Source organism: Maribacter sp. IgM3_T14_3 (genome assembly GCF_049603095.1).
Taxonomy (GTDB): domain Bacteria; phylum Bacteroidota; class Bacteroidia; order Flavobacteriales; family Flavobacteriaceae; genus Maribacter.
The window spans coordinates 3564836-3590961 of record NZ_CP187138.1; the positions used below are offsets into that span (position 1 = coordinate 3564836).

The 26126-nt window shown below is 35.3% G+C and carries 21 protein-coding genes; 7 read left to right on the top strand and 14 right to left on the bottom strand.

The genetic code is table 11. The annotated features are described in order from the left end of the window. Positions 1-87: 87 nt before the first annotated feature. The gene (locus ACPF9A_RS15985) at positions 88-825 is read right to left on the bottom strand and encodes an arylesterase (protein ID WP_423998471.1); all 738 of its coding nucleotides are present in this window, start codon (positions 823-825) and stop codon (positions 88-90) included. Positions 826-887: 62 nt separating this feature from the next. Here ACPF9A_RS15985 and ACPF9A_RS15990 point away from each other — a divergent pair, with 62 nt between their 5' ends. From ACPF9A_RS15990 to ACPF9A_RS16000, 3 genes are read left to right on the top strand one after another with little or no spacing between them, the layout of a single operon-like run. Beyond that, the gene (locus ACPF9A_RS15990; RefSeq protein WP_423998472.1) at positions 888-1577 is read left to right on the top strand and encodes an ABC transporter ATP-binding protein; all 690 of its coding nucleotides are present in this window, start codon (positions 888-890) and stop codon (positions 1575-1577) included. Between the two features lie 47 nt (positions 1578-1624). After that, positions 1625-4126, top strand: coding sequence for an ABC transporter permease (locus tag ACPF9A_RS15995; protein ID WP_424004499.1), 2502 nt, complete (start codon positions 1625-1627; stop codon positions 4124-4126). Between the two features lie 59 nt (positions 4127-4185). Then, the gene (locus ACPF9A_RS16000) at positions 4186-5844 is read left to right on the top strand and encodes an amidohydrolase (protein ID WP_423998473.1); all 1659 of its coding nucleotides are present in this window, start codon (positions 4186-4188) and stop codon (positions 5842-5844) included. A gap of 172 nt (positions 5845-6016) precedes the next feature. On the opposite strand, the gene ACPF9A_RS16005 is transcribed toward ACPF9A_RS16000, so the two are convergent. Beyond that, positions 6017-6580: a hypothetical protein gene (locus ACPF9A_RS16005; RefSeq protein WP_423998474.1), complete on the bottom strand. Its 564-nt coding sequence runs from the start codon at positions 6578-6580 to the stop codon at positions 6017-6019. A gap of 97 nt (positions 6581-6677) precedes the next feature. Here ACPF9A_RS16005 and ACPF9A_RS16010 point away from each other — a divergent pair, with 97 nt between their 5' ends. The 3 genes from ACPF9A_RS16010 (at position 6678) to ACPF9A_RS16020 (ending at position 8912) form a co-directional block, all read left to right on the top strand. Beyond that, positions 6678-6896 (top strand): PLDc N-terminal domain-containing protein, encoded by a 219-nt coding sequence (locus tag ACPF9A_RS16010; protein WP_424004501.1) that lies wholly within the window; start codon positions 6678-6680, stop codon positions 6894-6896. A gap of 128 nt (positions 6897-7024) precedes the next feature. Beyond that, positions 7025-8380 carry a DEAD/DEAH box helicase gene (locus ACPF9A_RS16015; RefSeq protein WP_423998475.1) on the top strand — a complete coding sequence of 452 codons (1356 nt, stop codon included), beginning with the start codon at positions 7025-7027 and terminating at the stop codon, positions 8378-8380. A gap of 274 nt (positions 8381-8654) precedes the next feature. Next, on the top strand, positions 8655-8912 hold the full coding sequence (locus tag ACPF9A_RS16020) for a hypothetical protein (RefSeq protein WP_423998476.1): 258 nt from the start codon (positions 8655-8657) through the stop codon (positions 8910-8912). Positions 8913-9079: 167 nt separating this feature from the next. Here ACPF9A_RS16020 and ACPF9A_RS16025 read toward each other — a convergent pair whose 3' ends face one another. The 12 genes from ACPF9A_RS16025 to ACPF9A_RS16080 form a co-directional block, all read right to left on the bottom strand. Beyond that, positions 9080-10639: an amidohydrolase family protein gene (locus tag ACPF9A_RS16025; RefSeq protein ID WP_424004503.1), complete on the bottom strand. Its 1560-nt coding sequence runs from the start codon at positions 10637-10639 to the stop codon at positions 9080-9082. A gap of 144 nt (positions 10640-10783) precedes the next feature. Beyond that, positions 10784-12004, bottom strand: a complete 1221-nt coding sequence (locus ACPF9A_RS16030; protein ID WP_423998477.1) for a sensor histidine kinase — start codon at positions 12002-12004, stop codon at positions 10784-10786. A 313-nt stretch (positions 12005-12317) separates the two neighbouring features. After that, complete coding sequence (gene secA, locus ACPF9A_RS16035) at positions 12318-15677, bottom strand: preprotein translocase subunit SecA (protein ID WP_423998478.1); 3360 nt, start codon at positions 15675-15677, stop codon at positions 12318-12320. Positions 15678-15893: 216 nt separating this feature from the next. After that, positions 15894-16118, bottom strand: coding sequence for a DUF2795 domain-containing protein (locus ACPF9A_RS16040; protein WP_027064442.1), 225 nt, complete (start codon positions 16116-16118; stop codon positions 15894-15896). A 134-nt stretch (positions 16119-16252) separates the two neighbouring features. After that, a complete protein-coding gene (locus ACPF9A_RS16045; protein WP_423998479.1) occupies positions 16253-16828 on the bottom strand; it encodes a cob(I)yrinic acid a,c-diamide adenosyltransferase in 576 nt (191 codons plus the stop codon). 79 nt (positions 16829-16907) lie between these two features. Further along, positions 16908-17054, bottom strand: coding sequence for a hypothetical protein (locus ACPF9A_RS16050; RefSeq protein WP_299796073.1), 147 nt, complete (start codon positions 17052-17054; stop codon positions 16908-16910). A gap of 31 nt (positions 17055-17085) precedes the next feature. Then, a complete protein-coding gene (locus ACPF9A_RS16055; protein ID WP_423998480.1) occupies positions 17086-17580 on the bottom strand; it encodes a hypothetical protein in 495 nt (164 codons plus the stop codon). A 161-nt stretch (positions 17581-17741) separates the two neighbouring features. Then, positions 17742-18002, bottom strand: coding sequence for a hypothetical protein (locus ACPF9A_RS16060; protein WP_423998481.1), 261 nt, complete (start codon positions 18000-18002; stop codon positions 17742-17744). Between the two features lie 406 nt (positions 18003-18408). Continuing rightward, positions 18409-18663 carry a hypothetical protein gene (locus tag ACPF9A_RS16065; RefSeq protein ID WP_423998482.1) on the bottom strand — a complete coding sequence of 85 codons (255 nt, stop codon included), beginning with the start codon at positions 18661-18663 and terminating at the stop codon, positions 18409-18411. Positions 18664-18818: 155 nt separating this feature from the next. Next, positions 18819-20690: an ABC-F family ATP-binding cassette domain-containing protein gene (locus tag ACPF9A_RS16070; RefSeq protein ID WP_423998483.1), complete on the bottom strand. Its 1872-nt coding sequence runs from the start codon at positions 20688-20690 to the stop codon at positions 18819-18821. Positions 20691-20706: 16 nt separating this feature from the next. Beyond that, entirely contained in the window at positions 20707-21888 is a 1182-nt protein-coding gene (locus tag ACPF9A_RS16075) for a DUF4105 domain-containing protein (RefSeq protein WP_423998484.1), read from the bottom strand. Positions 21889-22059: 171 nt separating this feature from the next. Further along, positions 22060-24747 (bottom strand): pyruvate carboxylase, encoded by a 2688-nt coding sequence (locus ACPF9A_RS16080; protein ID WP_423998485.1) that lies wholly within the window; start codon positions 24745-24747, stop codon positions 22060-22062. A 53-nt stretch (positions 24748-24800) separates the two neighbouring features. Here ACPF9A_RS16080 and ACPF9A_RS16085 point away from each other — a divergent pair, with 53 nt between their 5' ends. Next, positions 24801-25856: an IS110 family transposase gene (locus ACPF9A_RS16085; RefSeq protein WP_423998486.1), complete on the top strand. Its 1056-nt coding sequence runs from the start codon at positions 24801-24803 to the stop codon at positions 25854-25856. Positions 25857-26126: the final 270 nt, after the last annotated feature.

The window sequence follows — 26126 nt, forward strand, 5'->3', positions numbered from 1 at the left end:
AACAGCTGCAAGGTTTTTCAAAGTCAAAAATGCAAGAGTTAAACAAGCCTTACTTTTTAGAATAAGAGTACGAACAGTATTTTTTGCTTAGTTTAATTCTTCTACAAGTTCTTCAGTTACCTCTGTTCCCCCTTTAGGTAACACGATAGTTTTTAAAATTTCCCAAACATTTTCGGTTACTATTCGCTGCCCTTCTTCAGTTGGATGAATTCCATCTTCTAAGTTTAATTTCGGAATACCGGCAACACCTTCCAATAAAAAGGGAATCAATAGTATATTATTCGATTCTGCCAATGCAGGATACATCATCTTAAATTGAGAAGCATAATCTGCACCCATATTTGGCGGTATTTGCATACCTGCCAAAATTATTTGAGTTTCCGAATTTTTACCTTTGACCATATCTATCATCTCCTGTAAGTTATTCATAGACTCTGTAATAGGTATTCCTCGCAATCCGTCATTGGCGCCCAATTCCAAAACAAAAATATCTACCGGCTGATTTAGCACCCAGTCTAATCTATTTAACCCTCCAGAGGTAGTTTCTCCGCTCAATCCGGAATTTATCACCTTGTAATCCAAGCCTAAAGAATCTAATCGTTGTTGAATTCTATTTGGGAAACCTTCCTTTGTATCTAAGCCATAAGCAGCGGTAAGGCTGTTTCCGTAGAACAAAATCACGCTATCATCCGCAGAAATATCTTCCTTTTCAACACTACTTACAGCTTCTGTTTGGGTGTCAGATTTTTTCTTTTCTGTACTTTCTCCACATCCAACGAATAACAACACCAATAAAAAATAACGAAACTTTAATACTTTCAACATAGTCTTACCTGATTAGATTCAAAATCATTTGTTTATTTTGTTGTCTTGTACCAAAATGATTTATGACAAAGATATTAAACGTACGTAATCTAAAGAAAACGTATTCAAGCGGATCTAAAAATTTGACAGTAATTGATGATATTACTTTTTCTATTGAAGAAGGTGACACTTTTGCTATTGTTGGTCCGTCAGGTAGTGGCAAGACCACATTGTTAGGACTCTGTGCCGGATTAGATGAAATAAACGAGGGAGTGATTGAACTTTGTGGGGAAGATTTAAGCGCATTAAATGAAGATCAACGTGCATTGCTTAGAAATGAAAAAGTGGGATTTATTTTTCAAGATTTTCAATTACTGCCCACATTAACGGCTTTAGAGAATGTAAGTGTACCTTTAGAATTACAGGGTGCTGCCAATGCTTCTAAAGATGCTATGGAGCTTTTAAATAAAGTTGGTTTGGGGGATCGTCATGATCATTATCCATCTCAATTATCTGGTGGTGAACAGCAACGGGTTGCTTTGGCAAGAGCATTTTCTAATAAGCCTTCTATACTTTTTGCTGATGAACCTACGGGTAACTTAGACGAGGAAACTGGCGAAAAGGTCATTAAATTATTATTTGACCTTAACAAAGAGATGGGTACTACATTGGTAATTGTTACCCATGATCTAGAATTGGCTAACCTGAATAAACATGTATTACGACTTAAGGGTGGTAAAATAGTAATAAACGAAACCACCTCTATATCTTGAATCAAACACAAAGAACACCAAAAGCCGGTTTTAATTGGTTGTTGAAAATGGCTTGGCGAGATGGCAAAGCCAGCGGTAAACGACTGTTATTATTCATGGCATCTATTATTTTAGGTATCGCAGCAGTGGTATCTATTCAATCTTTTAGTGATAATCTTAAAGATAATATTGGGTTACAATCAAAAGCACTCATGGGTGCCGATTTTCTTATGGATAGTAATCAGCCGGCAAATGAGCGTGTTACTGAATTGATGGATTCTTTAGGTGGTTATGATGCTAGGGAGGTCAATTTTGCCTCGATGGCAGCCTTCCCCAAAAGTCTAGCTACAAAATTGGTGCAGGTACGCGCTATTGAAGGTAATTATCCTTTTTATGGTGAGTTAGAAACTGAACCTGCCTCGGCTGCAAAAGAATATTTAGAAAAAGGCGGGGCGTTGGTCGATGCCACCGCAATGCTTCAATATAATTTAAAACCAGGCGATAGTGTAAAATTGGGAACAACCACCTTTGCTATCGTTGGATCGTTGATCACGGCACCGGGTAGTACAGGTATCGGTGCGATAGCTGCACCACCTATTATTGTACCATTTCGTTTTATGGAAGAAAGCGGACTCTTGCAGCGTGGTAGCCGTTTGGGGTACAATTACTATTTCAATAATGATAAGGCAGATTTAGAAGCACTTGGTAAAAAAGTGGATCCATTATTAGATGCTGAAAATGCAGACATGGATACCCATATCGATACTAGCGAACGATTAGGTCGCAGATATGAAAATGTAGGTAGGTTCTTGAATTTGGTAGCCTTTATTGCACTTCTGTTGGGGTGTGTAGGTATTGCCAGCTCTGTGCATATCTATATAAAAGAGAAACTAAAAGCAGTTGCAGTTCTTAAATGTTTAGGGGCTACACGAAAGCAAACGTTTTTAATTTATCTGATTCAAATTGCAGGAATGGGCTTGTTAGGCGGACTCATAGGTACGGTAATAGGCTTGCTTTTGCAACAAACTTTTCCGCTTATACTTCAAGAGTTTTTACCTTTTCAAGTAGAAATATCAACTTCTTTTCAAGCGATATTTGTCGGCTTATTGCTGGGTGTTTGCATGTCGGTTTTATTTGCCTTGTCGCCATTAATAAATACATGGTTTGTTTCGCCTTTACAGGTATTACGTGTGCAAGAAAATACTAGTAAAAAGGCTAGACCTTATCAAATTTGGGTTGTCGTTGCCATCGTTCTTTTTGTACTATTGTTCGCTTATTATTTATTGGGTAGGTGGACCTTCGCATTGAGTTTCGTAGCAGGAATTTTGGTAACATTTTCCATTTTAGCGGGAGTGTCAATTCTTTTTATGCGTTTGATAAAAAGCTACTTTCCGAAGTCTTGGAGCTTTGCAGCCAGACAAAGCTTATTGAATTTATTCCGACCAAATAATCAAACTGTAGTATTAGTTTTAGCTATTGGAATTGGTACATTTTTAATCAGTACATTATATTTTACAAAGGATTTTCTACTTGCAAAAACCTCCTTCGAAGCTAGTGCAGAGAGTCCAAATTTGATATTATTTGATGTCCAGACGGATCAACGAGATGCTGTAGCGAACACCATTACTCCGAAAGGATTGCCTGTCATAGATAACATACCGATTGTTACCATGCGTTTAGAGCGTATAAAAGATCGAGAGGTTAATGATATTCGATTAGATACTACCACCCGAGTAAATAAATGGATTCTTAACCATGAGTTTAGAACAACGTATAGAGATTCTATGATTGGTTCTGAAAAGTTGTTGGAAGGAGATTGGATACCTACGATTGCCCCGAATGCCAAAGTGATTCCTATTTCGTTGGCGGATAATGTAGCAAATGATGCTTTAGTAACTATTGGTGATACCTTAGTATTCAATGTTCAAGGTAAACTCATGACTACGGTAGTGGGTAATATTCGTCAAGTAGATTGGGCACGTATGCAGCTCAATTTTTCTATAGTCTTCCCTAAAGGAGTATTAGAGAATGCACCCCAGTTTCATGTGGTTACCACAAATGCACCAGATAAAAAGTCTTCAGCTGATCTACAACGAGAGTTGGTGAAAAATTTCCCTAACGTATCTATCATAGATTTAAGACAGGTAGTTACGTTAGTTGAAGATATATTGGATAAGATTTCATGGGTCATATCTTTTATGGCTTTCTTTAGTATTCTTACCGGTATCATTGTGTTGATAGGGTCTGTTAGAAATAGTAAATACCAACGAATTCGTGAAAGTGTTTTACTAAGAACACTTGGTGCTCAGAGTAAACAAATATTAAAGATAAATGCTTTAGAGTATTTTTTTCTTAGTGTTTTGGGTAGCGGAGTAGGAGTATTACTTTCTTTACTAAGTAGCTTTTTACTGGCGTATTTTATTTTTGACACTCCATTTGTTCCTTCATGGGTACCATTTTTAGTGGTGTTGCCGGGAATTACGCTATTGGTTCTTGCCATCGGTTTAATGAATAGTAGAGGGGTCTTGAATAGTCCGCCATTACAGGTATTGAGAAAAGAAGGTAATTAAGAAGGTGTTTTTAACGGAAATTCTAACAATTACATTCTTACTTTTCTACCTTTAATAGCATGAAAAAGCAACTATTTTTTTTATTGGTGATTACGTTATTAGTATGCTCTTGTAGTACTGATAGTGTAAAAGCAGATTTGATAATAACCAATGCCAATATTTGGACAGGTAATACTGATTCTCCAAAAGCCGAGGCTATGGCTGTAAAGGCAGATACTATTTTGGCTATTGGCTCTTTAGATGATATTCATAAGTTTAAAGACTCAGATACTGAGATAAAGGATGTAGGAGGAAAATTCATCACACCAGGATTTATAGATACTCATGTGCATTTATTAATGGGAGGTAATAGCCTTTTAAGTGTGCAATTAAGAGATGTAAGTACAAAGCAGGAATTTATCGATAGAATTTCTGGGTTTACTAAAAAGATAAAACCTGGTCAGTGGATTGTTGAAGGTAATTGGGATCATACCCTCTGGGGAGGAGAACTACCTAATAAAGATTGGATTGATGAATTTACAGGTGATAATCCGGTTGCTATTTATAGAATGGATGGTCACATGATTTTAGCCAATTCTGCAGCACTCAAAATTGCAGGTATAGATAAAAATAGTGCCGATGTAGAAAATGGAGAAATTGTTAAAAATGCTGATGGAACGCCAACCGGTATTCTTAAGAGTGAAGCTATGTATTTAGTTTTGAACAAAATACCAAAGCTTACAGATTCTGAAAAGGAAGAAGCATTAAATGCGGCGCAAGATTATTTAGTGTCTCAGGGCGTAACCACCGTACATGATGTAGATAGTTTAGGTGGTTACAAGATTTTAGATAAGATGAATTCTAATAAACAACTGAAGGTAAGAGTTTATGCTGCCGATCCTCTTAAGTATTGGAAAACAGTATCTAAGGATACAAAAGATATAAAGTGGTTGAAAAATGGACTCATGAAAGGTTTTGTAGATGGGTCTCTGGGGTCACATACGGCAGCTTTTGATGAACCGTATTCAGATAAGCAAGATGATAATGGTCTGTTTATTGTCGATGTAGATAGTTTAAATAGTTGGATCTCTAGTGCCGATAAAAAGCAATTACAAATTACCGTTCATGCTATAGGTGATCGAGCAAACAGTACTATTTTAAATATATATGATAGTGTAGTTCAAAATAACGGCAAGCATGACCGACGATTAAGAATAGAACATGCGCAACATTTAAATATAGAAGATATCATTAGATTCTCTAAACTAGATGTAATAACAAGTATGCAGCCTTATCATGCTATTGATGATGGTAGATGGGCAGAAGAACTTATTGGTCCAGAACGTATAAAAACCACCTATGCTTTTAAATCTCTATTAGATGCAAATACGACAATGGTATTTGGTAGCGATTGGCCAGTAGCACCTGCTTCTCCGCTATATGGCATTTACGCAGCGGTTACCAGACGCACATTAGATGGAAATAATAGTGATGGTTGGGTTCCTGAACAGAAAATTAATGTGGAACAAGCATTAACTGCGTATACAAAAGATGCTGCTTACAGCTCATTTGATGAAGACATAAAAGGAACATTAGAACCAGGCAAGTTGGCAGATTTTGTTATTCTGAGCGAAAATGTACTTCAAGTTGAACCAACGACATTAAAAACTGTGAAGGTTTTGGAGACATATGTTGGTGGTAAGAAAATTTACGACCAGAATTTAGATAGTAATAAATAAGTTACTGGTAATATTGAGTAAAAAAAACAAACATTTATGTCAGTTCTACTCATTATTAAATACACCTTTTTTATTTTGTTTATACCTCTAAATTTAAAGGTATATTCTTTCGATATATACGTAAAATAAATTCAGAATGTATCTTACAAATGGAGAGTTAATAATATTTTGATTAATAATAAAACCACCATCTACCATTTGTATTTGGGTCTATAAATTTGAAAATTTTTAATTTGATAATAGGTAATTGAAAGTCCCTTTCGTCATATACTTCCAATAAAATAGATGCATAGTCAGAATAAGTCAAACCTCCATTTTTCATAGCAATTGCTGAAGATTTTTCGTTTAAAAGTAAATTTTTCGCATTATTATCAGAATAACTTAGAACTTCATCTGATGTCAAGATGCTCATATAATCAATTTTGTAGTGTTTAGATATTTTTATAACGGAATCACCGATTGCATATTCGCTAACTACTTTGTAAGTACTATCCTTGCTTATTTTGGTTAAGACTTTGACATAATTTTCAAAGCTACCATCTGAAAATACTTCTTTAATGATAAGTTCTTGCTCAAAATCATCTAATACTTTTAGTAGTGCTGTGTGGTATTTTGGGTATTGTTTGGCAATGGCATCATTAAAGGCTTCATCATATGTCTTATTAGTCACTTGGGCAGAAAGTCGATATATTAATAAAAGAAATATTGATACGAATAGGAGTGTAGTTGATTTCATTAGATAAGAATAATCTGTTCTATTTGAAATATAATATTTTAATTATATTTATTTTTATGATTTAAGTGAATACTCAATTTAATTAAATCAAACGATGATGGAAATACTGAAAGACTTCTCATTTACTCTATTTGCTTGGCAGTCTTTTTTAATTATAGTTCTTTTAGTTTGGGTATATTGTATTGTTGATGTTTTACGACATAAATTCAAAAACGAAGGTAAAGCGACTTGGCTTCTAATTGTTTTATTTCTTCCAATTTTAGGTTCTATTCTTTATTTATCTACAGGAAAAAGTAGACGGATTTTGAATGATTAGTATAAAATACCCATTACTCTTTTAGATTTAAAAGTCATTTTTGACTTAATTACCGATAAATACCTCACTTAGCGTGATTTGTCAACTAATCGACATAGCTTTGCGCTTTAATTACAAAAGTGATTGTTATGCCGTTGTTTACCGATTTAAAGATATCTAGAAACTTAGAAAAAGCACTTGAAGATTTAGGTTTTGAAAATACTACTCCAATTCAAAAGAAAGCTTTCCCTATTGTAATGAGTGGTAGTGATGTTGTAGGTATAGCTCAAACGGGTACCGGTAAAACATTTGCCTATCTGCTTCCTATTTTAAATACACTGAGTTTTTCTAAAGAAATACATCCTAAGGTAATAATTCTTGTACCTACTCGTGAGCTTGTGGTACAAGTGGTCGAAGAGGCAGAGAAACTAGCTAAATATGCAGGTATTCGTGTGCTGGGTGTATTTGGTGGTAAAAGTATGTTGCGCCAAAAAGATGCCTTGGCATTAGGTACAGATGTTCTTGTCGCAACTCCAGCAAGATTATATGACTTGATCTTAACAAAGGCTGTTCAGTTAAAACAAGTAAAGAAACTTGTTATTGATGAGGTCGATGTAATGCTAGATTTAGGCTTTAGGTTTCAGCTCGTAAACATTTTTGAGCTTTTACCACAAAAGAGACAGAATATTATGTTTTCGGCTACGATGACCGATGATATTGAATTGTTCATTACCGATTTCTTTACAGGTGTTCAGAAAATTGCGATAGCAGTTAGTGGAACTCCTTTAGAGAATATTACCCAGTACGGGTATGCTACACCTAACTTTTACACGAAAGTAAATTTGTTGGTGAATTTATTACAGAATGTAGAAACCTATCATAAAGTATTAGTATTTGTTTCAAGCAAGCGTAGTGCCGATTTATTGTTTAAAGAGTTGGCAGAATTTTTCAGTGAAGAAATCTGTATTATTCACTCCAACAAAACACAGAACTATAGACTACGTTCTATTAATCAATTCGACGAAGGTAAGAACCGTATTTTGGTAACTACCGATGTTATGGCTCGTGGTTTGGATCTACAAGAGATATCTCACGTTATAAACTTTGATACGCCAATATATCCAGAAAACTATATGCACCGAATCGGTAGAACGGGTAGGGCAGAGAAAGAAGGTACTTCAATCTTATTATTTACAGAGCAAGAAGAAGAGGCTAAAGATGCCATTGAAGACTTAATGGATTATAAAGTCAATTTATTGCCTTTACCTAATGATGTTCAAATTGCAACTCAACTTACTTTCGACGAGCAACCAAAACACAAAGAGCACGAGAATCCTTTAAATATTAATGAAGATGAACGTGGAGCTAGTTTTCATGAAAAGTCTGACAAGAATAAAAAGGAAAATCAAGGTGGTTCGTATAAGCGCATTATTAAAAAGAAATATACGAAATCTAAAACTCGTGGCGATAAGAACTACGGTAAACGCGGTAGACACAAATTTTAAACCCAATTAACTATTCATTTTGAGGCTTTGTTTTAGTAGCAAAGCTGTCTGATATTGCTCAGTTTTTAGCTAACAGCTATTAAGTCCTAAATTAAAAATACCGATGAAATACACACCAAGTCGGTGTGGTGTTTTTAGGTCAAAAACCGTTTGTCGACACTTTTTGTCGATTCATCGCAGATTTTTACACTAGCCGAAAATTATAGCAGTTCAGCGAGGTCACAATGCTTAATCTTAGACCTCAAGGTACTTTTACATTGTTCAATACTACAATATGAAAGCACTAATAACCACACTAATAGTAATTTTCGCTGGCGCATTAGCAATAGCACAAACACCCCAAACAGATGATAAAGTTAACGCTACTGAAGTGGGTATTGTTTTGGTTGATAGCCTTAACGATATTAGCAACAAGAAAACGATTACAATTACTACTGAAACGTCAATAGTACGTTTGTACAGATACAAAAATGCTAGAGTTAATAAAGAATTAGCATTTGCTACCAAAAAGTCATACGGTAAGTTGGCATAATATTTGCCCTATATTAAAAGGTGCAATGAAGCACCTTTCAAATTTAAAATTATGATGTTACTTTCAATTATAATACCAGCACTTATCGTTATTGCAACAATTGCTTTTACTTCAAAAAACGAAAAAAAAGTACGTCCAATTAAAGTGCCGGTAGACAAGCGTAAGTTTTAATTTTTTATACCAGGCTGCTTAATAGTATAATTACTTTTAGCTTTTGCCTCATCTACTTGTCTTTTAACATCTGCCAATAATGCTTTGGAATCATAAATGATTCCATCTTTGACGGTATATTTTACCCCACCAACACGAACCACCTCATTATCATCGGTCAGTTTTATAGCTCCCGTACCATAGAGTACTTTGAAATTTTGAAGCGGATTTTCCTCAACAATTACGAAGTCTGCCAATTTGCCTATTGTCACCGAACCTAATTTGTCATCCATTCCTAATGCTTCAGCTCCATTTAAGGTTGCAGATTGTATAATTTCTAACGGATGAAAACCTGCTTCACGCATAAGTTCTAATTCTCTTATATAAGCAAACCCGTACAGTTGGAAAATGAATCCGGAGTCTGATCCCGTGGTTACTCTACCACCTCTATTTTTATATTCATTGATAAAGGTCATCCACAGTTTATAATTATTTCTCCAGGCAACTTCTTGCTCTGTACCCCAATCATGCCAATAAGAACCGTGAGATACTTTACTAGGTTGATAGAACTCCCATAAAGAAGGCAATGTATAATCTTCATGCCATTCAGCTCTTCTAGCACGCTGTAAATCTCTACTAGCTTCATAAATATTGAAAGTTGGGTCCATCGTAAAATCCAACGCTAATAATTCATTCATAACATTATTCCAATGCTCAGAATAGGGTTCTGCAGCTTGTGCCCATAATTTACCGGCATTCTCAAAACGGTGTTGTTCGTTTTGGTAGTTATAATCCAATGGAAAATCTTGTACTGTTCTATCATCGAACAAAGCCTCAGGTAAACCATACCAATGCTCCATAGAGGTAAGACCTGCTCTGGCGGAATGTAAAACGTTCCAACGGGCAACACTCATTTGTGCATGGTGGCAGGCAGAGCCAAGACCTAATTTTTTATTTTCATCAAGTGCTGCGGCCATAATTGCGGGTTCGGCTCCGAAGAACTTAATACCATCTGCTCCCTTTTTTGCATTGGCACGAACCCATTCTCTTGCTTGTTCGGGAGTAGAAATCGGAATATCGTTTAGCGGATTGAATGATTTACTTGTTTGCCCAAATGCAGTGTAGGAAACAATTCGTGGTGCTATGATTTCGTTCTTCTCACTTTTGCGTTTTAAATCTAAAGCAATATCAATACCTCTTCCTGCAACTTCACGTACGGTAGTTACACCATGTGCCATCCAAAGTTTAAATACATAATCTGGATCTGCACCTTGGGCATCGCCACCAATATGAGTGTGCATATCTATAAACCCAGGCATTAAATACATACCGGTACAGTCCAATTCTTTACCACCCGCTTTTAATTGCGGTCTTTTTGAATCATCAATGGCGACCCCAGGATAGCCCACAACTGAAATTTCTTTAATAACATTATTCTCAACTACAATATCAATGGGGCCTTGTGGTGGTGCTCCATTACCGTTAATGAGCATAACGCCCCTAATTATTAATTGTGAATGTGGACCATCGCCTTGCAATGATTGGGCATTGACCGTTAGCATGACAGAGAAGGTCATTGCTGTCGTAAGAAGTAATTTACGTAACATAAAGTGGTTGTTTGAGTTAGTTACCTTAAATATAGATAAAGCAATAGAAATTATAGGAACTGTTAACCAACTTTAAATTGGAATAATGATTTTAGTATTTAAGAGAGGTATTCTTTAGGCTACAGGAGATAATTGCTGCTTTATTTCTTGAAACTTTATAATGTAATTAGTTCCCTTTTTAGAATTGTCACGTTTTATGGTTCCTCTTAATTGACGTGTAAGGTTATGAATTAATTTTAGCCCTAAAGATTTTGTGTTTTTATAGTTGATCGTTTCTGGAAAACCTATTCCGTTATCACCAATCTCTAAAATATAACAGTGCTCTTTTTCTAAATCTTTCTGTAGTTTTATGCTGATTGCGCCATTATTTTCGCCTTCAATACCGTATTTCAGAGCATTTGTCAAGGTCTCGTTTATTAATAATCCTAAAGGTATCGCTGTGTCTATGCCTAATTTAATATCAGGAATATCTATTAATAAATCTACATTGTTTTCATTTCCTTTTATTGAACGAATTAAATACTCTCCCAATTCTTGAACGTAAGATTTATACTCAATATGGCTAATATCGTTACGCATGTATAGCATTTCGTGAACCATTGCCATCGCAATAACTCTATTCTGAGTACCCTTCAAAAGCCCTCTCATTGGTCCTGCTTCTATATTTCGCGATTGTAGACTTAATAGACTAGAAACGGTTTGTAAATTATTCTTTACCCTATGATGTACCTCTTTTAAAAGATTTTGTTTTTCGCTTACCTGTATCGCTAAATCTTTCTTGGATCTGTACATGTCGTTATAAGTCTTCAACAGTGTTTTTACTAAAGTGTTACCTAAAATAAAGACTGAAAATAAAACAGAAACTAGACTAAATATAGCACTAGAGCTTTCTGGAACTACGTTTTCTGTAAAACTAAACTCAGGTATTGATTGTGAAAAAACTAAAAGTATGAGTACTACAATGATATTCAGATAGACTCTACCATATCGCGCACTTGTAATGAAACCACCAACGGCAATAAGAGGTATCATAAATATGAACGGACTATGAATGCCGCCACTATACAAGGTTACAATTACTGCGCATATCAATCCGAAAATTGATGAAATATTGAATGTTGGTAAAATGTTCTTATGAACTTTGAAATACAGTAAATTGATAATATTTAATAAGGCAAAGCCAAATAGTACAAATGGAATGACTTGGGTAATATTCAGAACAAAATAACACAATGCTCCAAAAAGGAACGAGATGATACTTGTGGTATAATTTACCCTTAAGAAAAGTTTGGTTTTATCCTGAAGACGTTCTTTGTCAATGGTAAATCCGGGCATAGATATTATTTAGGTACTATAAAATATACGAATTACGTAATGTAAATCTAATTATGTTTTTATCATTATACTAGTATTTTCTGCTTTAGTATGATAAAAACTAGGAATATTTTTCTGAATTACATATTTTTTTTACCTAAATAATGGTTAAAAATTTTAAATCAATTGTTAATTATAGTTTTCTCTGTATGATCTTAAAATAGAATAAATATTTTCATTCTTTTCTATCATGTTTATTCATAGCTCGTTAGAAAGAGCAAATTAAAAAGGCATCCGATTGGATGCCTTTTTAATACTAATACTATTATACAATTTAATCTTTGGTTAACACCCATGAACCATTTTGTAAAAGTGGTTCAGCTTGTTTGAACTTTACCGTTTTACTTTCACCGCTCATAACATTTTTAATGGTAACGCGTTCATTACGGCCAATTTTTGGTTGTTCTCTTGTAATAGTTTCTGTAACTGAAGGACGTTCAGCTTGATTTTGACTAACCGCTCTGCTACGTGCCGCCATTTCATCACTATTCGGAATTTCCTCTTTTGAAGTCTGTAAATTTTCTTTACGTTGAACGTTTCTTTCCTCTTGTATCGCATTCGGATTTTCAGAAGGTAGTTCTCCTTTGAACAAGAAAGAAACAACATCTTTGTTCACCTTTTCGATCATTGATTTAAAAAGTTCAAATGCTTCGAACTTATAAATTAATAAAGGATCCTTCTGCTCATGTACCGCTAATTGTACCGACTGCTTTAACTCATCCATTTTACGAAGATGTGTTTTCCACGAGTCGTCTATAATAGCCAATGAGATATTTTTTTCAAAATCGGTAACCAATTGCTTACCGTTACTGTCATATGCTTCTTGAAGGTTCGTTACTACATTCAAGCTTTTAATTCCGTCTGTAAAAGGAACTACGATACGCTCAAAGTTATTGGCATTATCTTCATGTACCTTTTTAATGACTGGAAAAGCCGCCGCAGCATTACGCTCCATCTTATCATTATAATATTCGTATGCAGCCTTATAAATTTTACCGGTAATTTCTTGAGCGGTCATTTTACCAAATTCTGATTCATCTACAGGCGATGTAATCGAGAAGTATTTGATCAATTCAAATTCTAAATTCTTAAAATCACTTGCAGCTTTATTGCTTTCTACGATTACCTCACAGGTATCATAGACCATATTGGCAATATCTAGCTTTAAACGCTCGCCTTGTAATGCATGACGTCTTCTTTTATACACAACTTCACGTTGCGCGTTCATAACATCATCATATTCTAAAAGACGCTTACGTACACCGAAGTTGTTTTCTTCCACTTTTTTCTGAGCACGTTCAATAGATTTGGTCATCATGCTATGCTGAATAACTTCACCATCTTCCAAGCCCATTTTATCCATCATCTTAGCAACCCTGTCAGAACCGAATAAACGCATTAGGTTATCTTCTAAAGAAACATAGAATTGAGAACTGCCTGGATCTCCTTGACGACCAGAACGACCACGTAACTGTCTATCTACACGACGAGAATCATGTCTTTCTGTACCTATAATTGCTAGTCCGCCTGCTTTCTTAACAGCCTCAGATAGTTTAATATCTGTACCACGACCCGCCATGTTGGTGGCGATAGTTACCACACCTGCATTACCCGCTTCGGCAACTACATCTGCTTCTTTTTTATGAAGTTTTGCGTTCAGTACATTATGAGGTACTTTACGTACACTCAATAATTTAGATAACAATTCTGATATTTCTACAGAGGTGGTACCAATCAATACAGGTCTGCCTGATTGGCTTATTTTGGTTACTTCCTCAATAATTGCATTGTACTTTTCTCTTTTCGTTTTGTAGATAAGATCATTTTTATCTTCTCTTGCAATAGGTCTGTTGGTCGGAATTTCCATTACATCTAACTTGTAGATTTCCCAGAATTCGCCAGCTTCAGTAACAGCAGTACCTGTCATACCAGCAAGTTTGCTGTACATTCTAAAGTAGTTCTGTAACGTAACCGTTGCAAAAGTTTGAGTCAACGCCTCGATTTTTACATTCTCTTTTGCCTCAATTGCTTGGTGTAAACCGTCGGAGTATCTACGACCGTCCATAATACGACCGGTCTGCTCATCTACAATCATTACTTTGTTTTCCATGACCACATACTCCGTATCTTTTTCGAATAGGGTATAAGCCTTTAATAATTGGCTCATGGTATGTATACGCTCGCTCTTAATAGTAAAATCTTTAAAAAGATCTTCTTTAAGTTCAGCTTCTTTTTCTATCTCAAGATTTTGATTTTCAATCTTAGCAATTTCTCCACCAATATCTGGCATCACAAAGAAATCTCTATTTTGCTCTCCAGAAATATAATCGACCCCTTTATCTGTCAATTCTATTTGGTTATTTTTTTCATCGATTACAAACAATAAATCTTCATCAACAACCGGCATTTCCCTGTTGTTGTCTTGCATGTAAAAATTCTCGGTTTTCTGAAGTAATTGTTTTACACCTTCTTCACTTAAGAATTTAATTAATGCTTTATTTTTAGGTAAACCACGATATACACGAAGTAAAAGAAAACCACCTTCTTTTGTATCACCTTCTGCGATTAATTTTTTAGCTTCTGCTAATACACCTGTTAAATGCTGACGTTGTTTTTTTACAATTTCGTCAACCTTTGGTTTCAGCTCATTAAATTCATGACGGTCACCTTCTGGTACCGGACCAGATATAATTAGTGGCGTACGAGCATCATCGACCAAAACTGAATCGACCTCATCGACCATTGCATAATTGTGCGGGCGTTGCACCAAATCTTTTGGCGTATGCGCCATATTATCCCTCAGGTAATCGAATCCGAATTCATTGTTTGTACCATAAGTAATATCGGCATTGTAGGCTGCGCGTCTACCATCAGAATTTGGTCTGTGGTGATCGATACAATCTACCGATAAGCCGTGAAATTGAAATATAGGTGCCATCCAAGCACTATCTCTTTTTGCCAAATAATCATTTACGGTTACCAAATGGGCACCGTTACCGCTCAAAGCATTTAAATATAAAGGTAGGGTTGCCACAAGGGTTTTACCTTCACCAGTTTGCATCTCTGCAATTTTACCTTGGTGCATGGCTATACCGCCAATAAGTTGTACATCATAATGTACCATGTCCCAAGTAACTTCTTTACCGGCAGCGTTCCAAGAATTTTTCCAGACGGCATTAGCACCTTCAAGTGTGACATAATCTTTAGAACCTGACAGTGTTCTGTCATACTCAGAAGCAGTTACTTGTAACGTTTCGTTATTGGCAAATCGCTTGGCAGTTTCCTTTACTACAGCAAAAGCTTCAGGTAGTAATTTGTTCAAGGTCTCTTCAGAAATGGTATAAGCCTCTTCTTTTAGTCTATCTATTTCGGTATAGATATCTTCATTCTTATCAATATCGGTAGAGTTTTTAACCTCTTCTTCTAAAGTGCTTATTTGGTCTGTTTTCTCTTTTATAGATTCTTTTATAACCTTCTTGAATTCTATTGTTTTCTGCCTAAGTTCGTCATGACTAAGACTTTCTAACTTTGATTCGAATGATCTTATTTGATCTACTAAAGGCTGTAGTTCCTTTACATCTTTTTGTGATTTATCACCGACGAATGCCTTTAGGATGGAATTAATGAAACTCATATATTTTAAACTATTAGAAATGAAATTTACCCAGCCATTTTTATGACGAAGATTCTATTCAAATTATTATAGAGTCGACAAATATGCTCGACACGGTAAAATAGCAAAAGGTATTCCAGTCTTGTTTTTTCAACCGTTTAACCTAATAACCTGCCAAAATTACATAAAAAAAAAGCCTCCGAGGAGACTTTTTTGTAGTTATTATAATATCGAATATTAATATTCGTCCTCGTTCCAGAGGTAGTCTTCTTCCGTAGGGTAGTCAGGCCATATCTCTTCGATAGATTCATATATTTCGCCACCTTCTTCTTCCATAGATTGTAAATTTTCTACGACTTCTAGAGGGGCTCCAGTTCTGATGGAGTAATCTATTAACTCATCTTTACTTGCCGGCCAAGGTGCATCACTTAAATAAGACGCTAATTCTAATGTCCAATACATAGTAATTGTTTGATTTTAATTTTTTGCAAAAGTAATTTTTAAATCGAGACAGCAAAGAAATTACTTATAAATTTCATCTTTTTCTCAATTTTTTTTTGCATTTGTTTATTGATAACGAATAAATTACAGATTTATTAGTCCTTTTTTTTAGGAATCCATTTTATTTCTTTCGCCTTTAAATCATAAGACAATTTTCGTGCCAATACAAAAAGATAATCTGAAAGCCTATTGATAAAAGATAGCACATTTTTATCAAATGGCTCATTTTGAAATAATAAAGTTGAAATTCGTTCTGCTCTTCTGCATACAGTTCGTGCAATATGACAGTATGACACTGTTGTATGACCACCCGGAAGAATAAAATGGGTCATTGGTGGCAATTGACTATCCATTTCATCTATAACTCGTTCTAAAAACTCAATTTCAATAGTACCTACTTTGGTAATCTTCAAGCGATTTTTGCCATTTTTAAGTATTTCCTTCTCTGGGTCGGTAGCTAAAATAGCCCCAACGGTAAATAAATGTTCTTGAATGGCAGTAAGTTGTTGTTGGTAAATAGGGTCTATGTCTTGATCTCTAATGAGACCTAACCAAGAATTCAATTCATCGACCGTACCATAGCTATCGATACGAATATGATGCTTTGGTACACGTGTGCCCCCAAAAAGTCCGGTAGTGCCGTCATCTCCTGTTTTGGTATATATTTTCATTTTATAAATTGTAGAAAGTAGAGGTGTAGATTATTTAATACTAGATATTGAGAATTATTACGATATAAACTCTGAACGATTAATTCTCTTTTTTGTCTTTACGTTCATAATCTCCCATGAATTTTCTTGATTTTCGGTCGCTAGATTTACCTTTACTGGTAATACGAATAGCTAAGTAAATAGCGAAAACGACACCCAGGGTAATATAAATAGTATTACTGCTCATTAAAAATTTACTTTAGTTTAAAATTACTGGTTTATATCCGTATTTTAAAATGTTCCTTTACTTGTTCTTTTCTAAAGAATATGACTCCGCAGTAAAACAAATCTAAAGATACGCTTACATGTTCTAAGGTTTTAATGTATTCCCAGTTCTTAATATTTTCACTGTTTTTATGAATTCCGTTTATAAGTAGCATTGATGCACTCGGTAGTTTGTTTACTTCGACATCAGTATTCTTTAAATCAGCAATGTTACCGAAAATAACATCGGCATTGTCGGCAATAAAAGAGATGCTTGGGCAATGTTTTTTTATGATTTCTTCGGATGCTTTATAATCTCCTATTAGACGTATGGAATTATATTTAAAATAGGCAATACTTTTAATAAGCACCTTTAAGGTTGCCGGAAGCTTAAGTTGCTTTTTCTTGTAAAGACATTTTGTAATGTAATTATATACAAAAGGGGAATGAATTCCGTGCTGATTGTTAGAAGTAAGAAGAAATTTAATATGAGATATAAATCGAGACACTAGTTACTTTTTCAAATTTTGACAAAAGTAAAGATTGTCATTGAACTTGAGTTTGATTTTTGAGTTTGAGTTTGTATTTGATTCTTGAACTTATAAAGTAGGTTTTGGTAAGAAATGGGGCAGGTAAAAGATTGGGGTGAAAAGGGTATTTAAAAATTGTATTAAGAAAGTTTAGCGTTGTTCATTTTTGTTGTGAATTCTAAAGCCTTAATTACTCTGTTGTTTTTGTTCTTGTACAATCTTGCAACTTCCATTGTGTTTTCAGTTTCAATTGTTGGAACAACGATATCATTACTTTCAATCGTTTGAACCATCTCTATTTGTACAGTTTCGATTTCAACAGAAACATTCTCGTTGTTAGCTTGCGCTTGTACTAAGAAAGTAGAGAAGAAAAGAGCGGTTAAAAGAATAATTGATTTCATACTATTTGTTTTACACTGCTAAAGTACAGGGATGAACAAACATATTTTGCCGCTCATAGTTCGGCGTCATTTAACTATAGACGAATGGTAATTTAGGTTCGGTTATTAAATTCATAGAAGGTGAAATAGGAGACAAGTTTAATATTTAATAGTGCGCTCAATATGCGTAGGTATTGATGTTACCTGCTTTTCTGTTTAAACCGTAGTTGCTAATTGGACTAACGTGTAATAACCGCTTGGATGGATGTTTGAATTTGATTTTTGAATTTGAATTTGAATTTGAATTTGAGTTCGAACTTGGTTCTTGAACTTGAACTTGATTCTTGAACTTGTATTTAAAAGTAGGTAATGGTAAGAAGTGGAGTAGGTGTGAGATTTGGGGTGAAAAGGGTATTTAAAAATTGTATTAAGAAAGTTTAGTGTTGTTCATTTTTGTTGTGAATTCTAATGCTTTGATGACTCTGTTGTTTTTGTTCTTGTACAATCTTGCAACTTCGATTGTGTTTTCAATTGTTAGTAGAACGATATCATTACTTTCAATTGATTGAACCATCTTAACTTGTATAGTTTCTATTTCTACAGAAACACTCTCGTTGTTAGCTTGCGCTTGTACTAAGAAAGTAGAGAAGAAAAGAGCAGTTAAAAGAATAATTGATTTCATACTATTTGTTTTACACTGCTAAAGTACAGGGATGAACAAACATATTTTACCGCTCATAGTTGGGTAGCATTTAACTGTAGACGAATGGTAAAAATCATTCGTCTACGGTTAATGTAGTTTTAAAATGTATTCGGAAATTAATGTGTTAATGGGGTCTAACCTTCCATTAGTGCTGAAAGCTCAAACCAACGCTCAGTCTTACTCTCAATCGTATCGGTTACTTCTTTAAGTTCTATACCTAGGTCTTTAATATCATCGCCACTTAATGTGCCATCGGTAAACTTTTCTTGTAGCGTAACCTTCTTTTTTTCTAATTTTTGAATTTCGCGTTCTAGTTTTTTGAACTCCTGTTGGTCTGCATAAGATATTTTAGGTGAAGCATCTGGTTCTTTCCAGCTAGTTTTAGGAGCACTTTGAACTTCTTTTTGCTCACGTTTCTCTAGTACCTGACTGTCTTCGTATGCTCTGTAATCTGAATAGTTACCTGGAAAATCTTCTACAACAGCATCACCTCTAAATACAAATAGGTGATCTACAATTTTATCCATAAAGTAACGGTCGTGAGATACTACCATTAAGCATCCTTGGAAATCCATTAAGAAGCTTTCCAATACATTTAGCGTTACAATATCTAAATCGTTGGTAGGTTCATCTAATATCAAGAAATTCGGATTCTGAATCAAAATAGTACATAAGTATAGTCGCTTACGCTCACCACCACTTAGTTTGTCAACGAAATCATATTGCTTTTTTCTGTCGAATAGAAAACGTTCCAATAACTGCTGTGCAGAAATCTGTCTGCCTTTCATTAAAGGAATATAATCTCCGAATTCACGAATTACATCGATTACTTTTTGACCAGGTTTTATATCAATCCCTTTTTGCGTGTAGTAGCCAAATTTAATTGTTTCACCAACAATTACTTTACCGCTATCTGGTTGGTCACGACCACTAAGAATATTTAGAAAGGTAGATTTACCGGTACCGTTCTTACCAATGATACCAATACGCTCTCCTTTTTGAAATACATATTCGAATTTGTCTAGAATTGGCTTACCTGGGAAGGATTTAGAAATCTTATGAAGTTCAAGAATTTTACTGCCCACACGTTCCATATTCAACTCTAGCTGAACTTGGTGGTCTTTTCTACGTTGGCTCGCTTTGTCTTTAATTACAGCAAAATCATCTATTCTCGATTTAGATTTTGTGGTACGGGCTTTTGGTTGCCTACGCATCCAATCCAACTCCTTTTTAAATAGTAATTCTGTTTTATGCTGTTCGGTTGCTTCTTGCTCAATACGGGCTTCTTTCTTTTCTAAGTAGTAAGAATAGTTTCCTTTATACGGGTAAAGTTTTCCGTTTTCTAATTCAATAATTTCATTACACACACGCTCTAAAAAGAAACGGTCGTGCGTTACCATAAATAAGGTCATGTTCTCTTTCGCGAAAAACTCTTCTAACCATTCGATCATTTCTAAATCTAAATGGTTGGTAGGCTCATCTAATACCAAAAGGTCTGGCTTATTTATTAGCGCATTTGCTAAGGCTAAACGTTTCTTTTGTCCACCAGATAGTTTGCCAACTTTAGCATCTAAATCTTCTAGTTTTAGCTTAGATAGAATTTGTTTGTATTGGGTTTCAAAATCCCAAGCTTCAAAACGATCCATGGCATCAAATGCTTTTTGGTAAGCATCTGCATCTTCAGGGTTTAGTAATGCTTTTTCGTAATTTTCTAAGACTTTTAAAATCTCATTATCAGAAGCAAAAATAGTTTCTTCCACAGTTAAGTTTGGATCCATTACCGGCTCTTGATCCAAAAAAGAAACGCGTGTAGATTTACGGTAGTTTACCTGACCAGAATCGGGTGTGTCAGCCCCTGACAATATATTAAGTATAGAAGTTTTTCCTGTACCGTTTTTAGCGATTAAAGCAATTTTTTGGTCTTTATTGATCCCAAAAGATAGGTTTTCAAAAAGAACATTTTCGCCATAGGATTTCGAAATATTTTCAACGGTAAGTAGATTCATGTAAAGTAACTTGATTTTATTTTTTAGTTAAATATGTACTCTTAAAATAATAGATGAGATATAAATAACGGATAGCTAACGCTAATAATACGATGATTAGTAATATGGAAAACACTTGAATTTTGAACATCCACAGCATACAAGTGATACCTAATAATATGGTTAAAAATATGATGTAAGTGAGCATCCATGACGGAATCTGCTTTTTAATCATCATAAATGCGATTACTATATTCGGTGCGAATGCCCACAACGAGTTAAAATTTGCCTTCGTTGCTAAATGGTCTGTACCAAACCAAAGGAAAAGGATAAGAACACCAACTAGTCCTGTAACTGCGAACAGCCCGAAATCTAGCCATTTATTTCTTCGTAAGTTTTTAAAATCGGTATAGGTAATATAGCATACTAAAACTAGCAGAATACTTAGCCAAAATAAAGGAGTTAAAAATATAAGAGAGCGGTATTCTTGTTCAGGAATATCTAAAATAACGGACTCACTTTTAACTATTGGCTTGCCATTTAGCGTGGTGTGTTTCATTTGCTCGTACACATAAATTGGTAAGAATAAATGTTCGTATGGTGTAGCTTCTCTATCAATTACGGAACCTAACGCAAGATCAATACCGAAATTAGACCACGAATTCGGATTCAACTTCAAACGGATTAATTCCCTAAATGTTAATTGATCTTCTAGGTGGTTATAATCGAATTTGAATGTGTCACCCAAAGTCTTTTCAAATACCATTGGTATTCTAGTGGCACAGTTATCGAACAAAAAGTCATATTTATACTTTTTGTTTTTGGGTAACAAGTTATGCTCTAAGAATGTTACTATATCATTACGTTGTTCTAAGTTTATATCTAAAACTTGTTCTCTGATCCAACGTTTTTCTTGCTGGTAAGAATAATCAAAGTATTTGAACGGAATTCTAGAAATGGTGTATGATAACTTACCTCTAGTGAAATTCAGATAAAAATTTGGGTCGTCAAAATCATAGTTTCCGTAACCGTAAACTTCATCAATACCTAAAGTTGGGTCTTGTAGTCGTATAGCGCTATGCCCGAATTTGGCTGCTAAATCTTCACCAGTGCCAACAGTCAATAAACTGATTTTTGATAATGGAGACAGTTGTGCATTTTGAGAATATCCCCAAAATGCAGTAAAAAGTAAAATTAAAAACGTGATTTTTCTGAACATACTTTTACTCGCGCATAGCAGCTGCAAAGATGCGAATAATAACAGACTTCATAGATATTGCTTTTTTATAATTTTATGACAATTAACTATTTATGTATAGTGTTCTCTTTCAGAAATATAAAAGCCACCTCTAGAGGTGGCTTTTTAAATACATTACTTACATTTTAATTGCTATTCGATAGTTACAATTAGATCGTCTTGCTTTACCATACTGCCTTCTTTTAGACTCACAGAAGTAACCGTTCCTGCTTTAAAAGAAGTTACGGTAGTCTCCATTTTCATGGCTTCAATTATAAATAAAGGATCGTTCTCTTTTATGGTTTGACCTTTTTTTACCAATACCTTGTATAAAGAACCTTGAAGCGGAGCTCCAATTTGGTTCGGGTTCTCTGAATCTATCTTTTCATTCGATTCGATTTTAAGATTTAAAGAAGTATCTAGAACATCAACAAATCTATTTTCTCCGTTTACTTGAAAGAACACGGTTCGCAAACCTAGTTCGTTAGGTATACCAACAGAAAGTAACCTTACGATAACCGTTTTACCCGGTTCCAATTCGATTAAGGTTTCTTCACGAAGTTTCATACCGTAGAAGAAATGCTTTGTTTGTACCAGCGCTAATTTGCCATAAAGCTTATAGTTTTCATGTGCTTTTTCAAACACTTTTGGGTATAAGGTGTACGAAAGAAAATCTTCCATTTCAATGGCACGTGTAAAGCCTTTTTGAAACTTCTTTTTAAAGGCTTTAAATTCCTTGTCAAAATCAGTTGGTGCTAAATGTGCATTTGGTCTGTTCGTATATGGTTTTTTGTTTTTAAGAATGATTTTCTGAAGCTTCTTAGGGAATCCGCCAACGGGCTGACCTAAATCTCCCATAAAGAAACTAATTACAGAATCTGGGAAAGATATTTCCTCACCACGTGTCATTACATCTTCAGTAGTCAAATCATTGGTCACCATGAAAATAGCCATATCACCAACCACTTTTGAACTCGGTGTTACTTTAATAAGGTTACCAAATAGTTTATTTACCTCGGCATACATCGTTTTTACTTCTTCAAATCGGTCACCTAAACCTAAGGCAGTTGCTTGCGGACGCAAATTAGAGTGCTGCCCGCCAGGTATTTCATGTGAATATACTTCTGCTGTACCCGCTTTTAATCCCGATTCAAAAGGGTAGTACAGTTCTCTTGTATCTTCCCAGAAGTTAGAAAACTGATTCAGTTTCGGCATATCGAACGCATGTTCCCGTGGCTGACCTTTCATCATCTCAACTACCGAATTAAAGTTCGGCTGAGAAGTTAATCCAGATAATCCGCCTAAAGCGACATCAACAACATCAACACCAGCTTCAATTGCTTTTAAATATGTAGTCGTTTGTAAAGATGAGGTGTCATGCGTATGTAAATGTATGGGCAACTTTACCGTGTCTTTTAACGCTAAAACCAATTCAGTAGCTGCATATGGTTTCAAGAGACCAGCCATATCTTTTATGGCTATCATATGCGCACCTGCATTTTCTAAATCTTTCGCTAGTTGTGTATAGTATTTTAGAGTGTATTTGGTTTCGTTTACATTTAGTATATCACCCGTATAACTTACAGCTGCTTCTGCAATACCACCCGTTTTATTACGTACATAATTAATACTTGGTTCCATCGCTTTCACCCAGTTTAACGAATCGAAAATCCTAAAAATATCGACACCGTTCTCCCAAGATTTCTCAACGAACTTTTCAATTAAATTGTCAGGGTATGCTTTGTACCCAACCCCGTTAGAACCACGAAGTAGCATTTGGAATAATATGTTAGGTACTGCTTTACGTAATTCGCGTAAACGTGTCCACGGACTCTCGTGTAAGAAACGCATACAGACATCGAAGGTTGCGCCACCCCAAACTTCCATACTAAAGGTATTTGGGTGATTCTTCGCATAGCTTTCTGCAACACGTAACATATCGTACGTGCGCATTCTTGTTGCCAATAATGATTGGTGAGCATCGCGCATGGTAGTATCTGTAAAATGAATTTTCTTTTCATCCATTAACCACGCACAAAATTTCTCCGGACCCATTTCGGTCAGCATATCTTTTGTTCCCTTCGGATGTGCATCTAATGCATTAAATTTTGGAACCTTCGGATTTCTGAAAACTTTGCTTTGATCTATATACTTGACATCAGAATTACCGTTTACAATTACTTCTGCCAAAAAGTTCACCACTTTCGATGTTCTATCTTGTGGTAATTTGATTTTGAATAGGGCAGGGGTATTCTGTATGAAATTGACAGTTGCCTTACCATCTTTAAACGTAGGATGCTGAATTACATTCTGTAAAAAATGAATATTTGTTTCAACCCCTCTAATTCTGAATTCTTTTAATGCACGTACCATTTTACGGGTAGCACCATCTAAGGTTCTACCATGAGACGATACTTTTACCAGCATCGAATCAAAGAACGGACTAACTTGATACCCTTGGTAAATACTACCAGCATCTAAACGAATGCCCATACCAGACGCACTTCTATATGTAGTTACTGTACCATAATCGGGAGTAAAATTATTGCCCGGATCTTCTGTTGTTAAGCGACATTGTAATGCAAAACCATAGGTAGCAATCGTTTCTTGACCAAATATTTTAATTTGCTGACTGTCTAACTTATAATTTCCGGCTACGAAAATCTGAGTTTTTACCAAGTCAATTCCTGTGACCATTTCGGTAACGGTATGCTCTACTTGAATTCTTGGGTTTACTTCTATGAAGAAGATATTGTCATCTCTATCTACTAAAAATTCAACGGTACCAATATTGTTATAATTAACCTCCTTGGCAATATTAACCGCGTATTTATATAGCATCGATGAAAAAGCAGCAAGTCGAGTATCTTTAAAGTTCTCTAAAACAATAAGATATGAACACTCAACAAACTGCTTGCCCGAAGTTATACATTGGTATCGATATTCACAAACGAAGTTGGAAAGTACATTGTGCAACAGATCTGTTCGCTGGTAAGTCTTTCAGTATGTCGCCCGACCCAAAGCAATTACATAGTTATGTTTCAAAACATTTCAAGGAGTATGAAGTTACCGTAGCTTATGAAGCTGGTTGTTGCGGTTACCACGCTCATCGTTGTTTTGAGGGTTACGGTTGGCGAAGTCTGGTAGTCAATCCAGCAGACATTCATAGAAAGGGCAAAGAGAAACATACCAAGACCGATAAGATAGATGCGCAGTTGATAGCGAGAGAGTTGAAGGATAACCGATTGCAGAGTATCATAGTGCCGGACAGGAAACGTGAAGAACTTCGTAGTCTTTTCAGACGCAGAAATGACCTTGTAAAGGATTTCAGAAGGGTCAAGAGCTATATAAAGATGCAATTGTTGTATTTCGGAATCAGGGAACCTGAAGAGTTCGACAATGACCATTGGAGCCATAAGTACAGAAATTGGTTGGATGATATCATTTTCGAGTACCCAACGGCGAAGGCCACATTAGAGAGTAGAATGCGTTTCTTCCGTTTTGTGGACCAAGAGCTTCGCGATGTGTCCACACAGCTAAGAAGGTACTGTAAAGTGAATTATAAGAAGGATTATCTATTACTGAGAAGTATACCTGGTATCGGAGGTATCGTGGCCTGTGGCATATTATGTGAACTGGGGGATTTAAGACGTTTCAACAACATTAAACATTTGGCAGGTTACGTAGGTCTGGCACCAAGTATGTATCAAAGCGGAAACAGTCAAAGGACAATGGGAATGACCCCACGTGCAAACCGCTTATTGAGAAGTTATTTTGTAGAGGCATCTTGGCAAGCGATACGTGCAGACCCCGTAATGCAGGCCTACTATCGTAAACATCAAGGCAAGAACGTAAAAAGTATCATTGTCAAAGTAGCTAGAAAGCTACTAAGTAGAACCTTGGCGGTAATTAAAACAGAAGTTCCATATACCATTGGGGTCATTGAATAATAAGTAGAAAAACTAACAAAATAAAAATCATAACAAAGCTCTAATATAGTAGTGAGAACCGTATCACAAAACAAAACCCGTGACCTGTACTATTTAGGATCACATTTTTAGCAAGTGACCGGTTTTATTATAATTTATAATCATACAGATGCCGGTGACGTTTCAAGTTTCGAACCGATCACACATAGGAGTGCGAGCAAGTTATATTAAAAGAAAAAAAGGTGGTTTAAGGCAAAAAAGAAAATATTAATTAACTTTAAGAAACTGGAC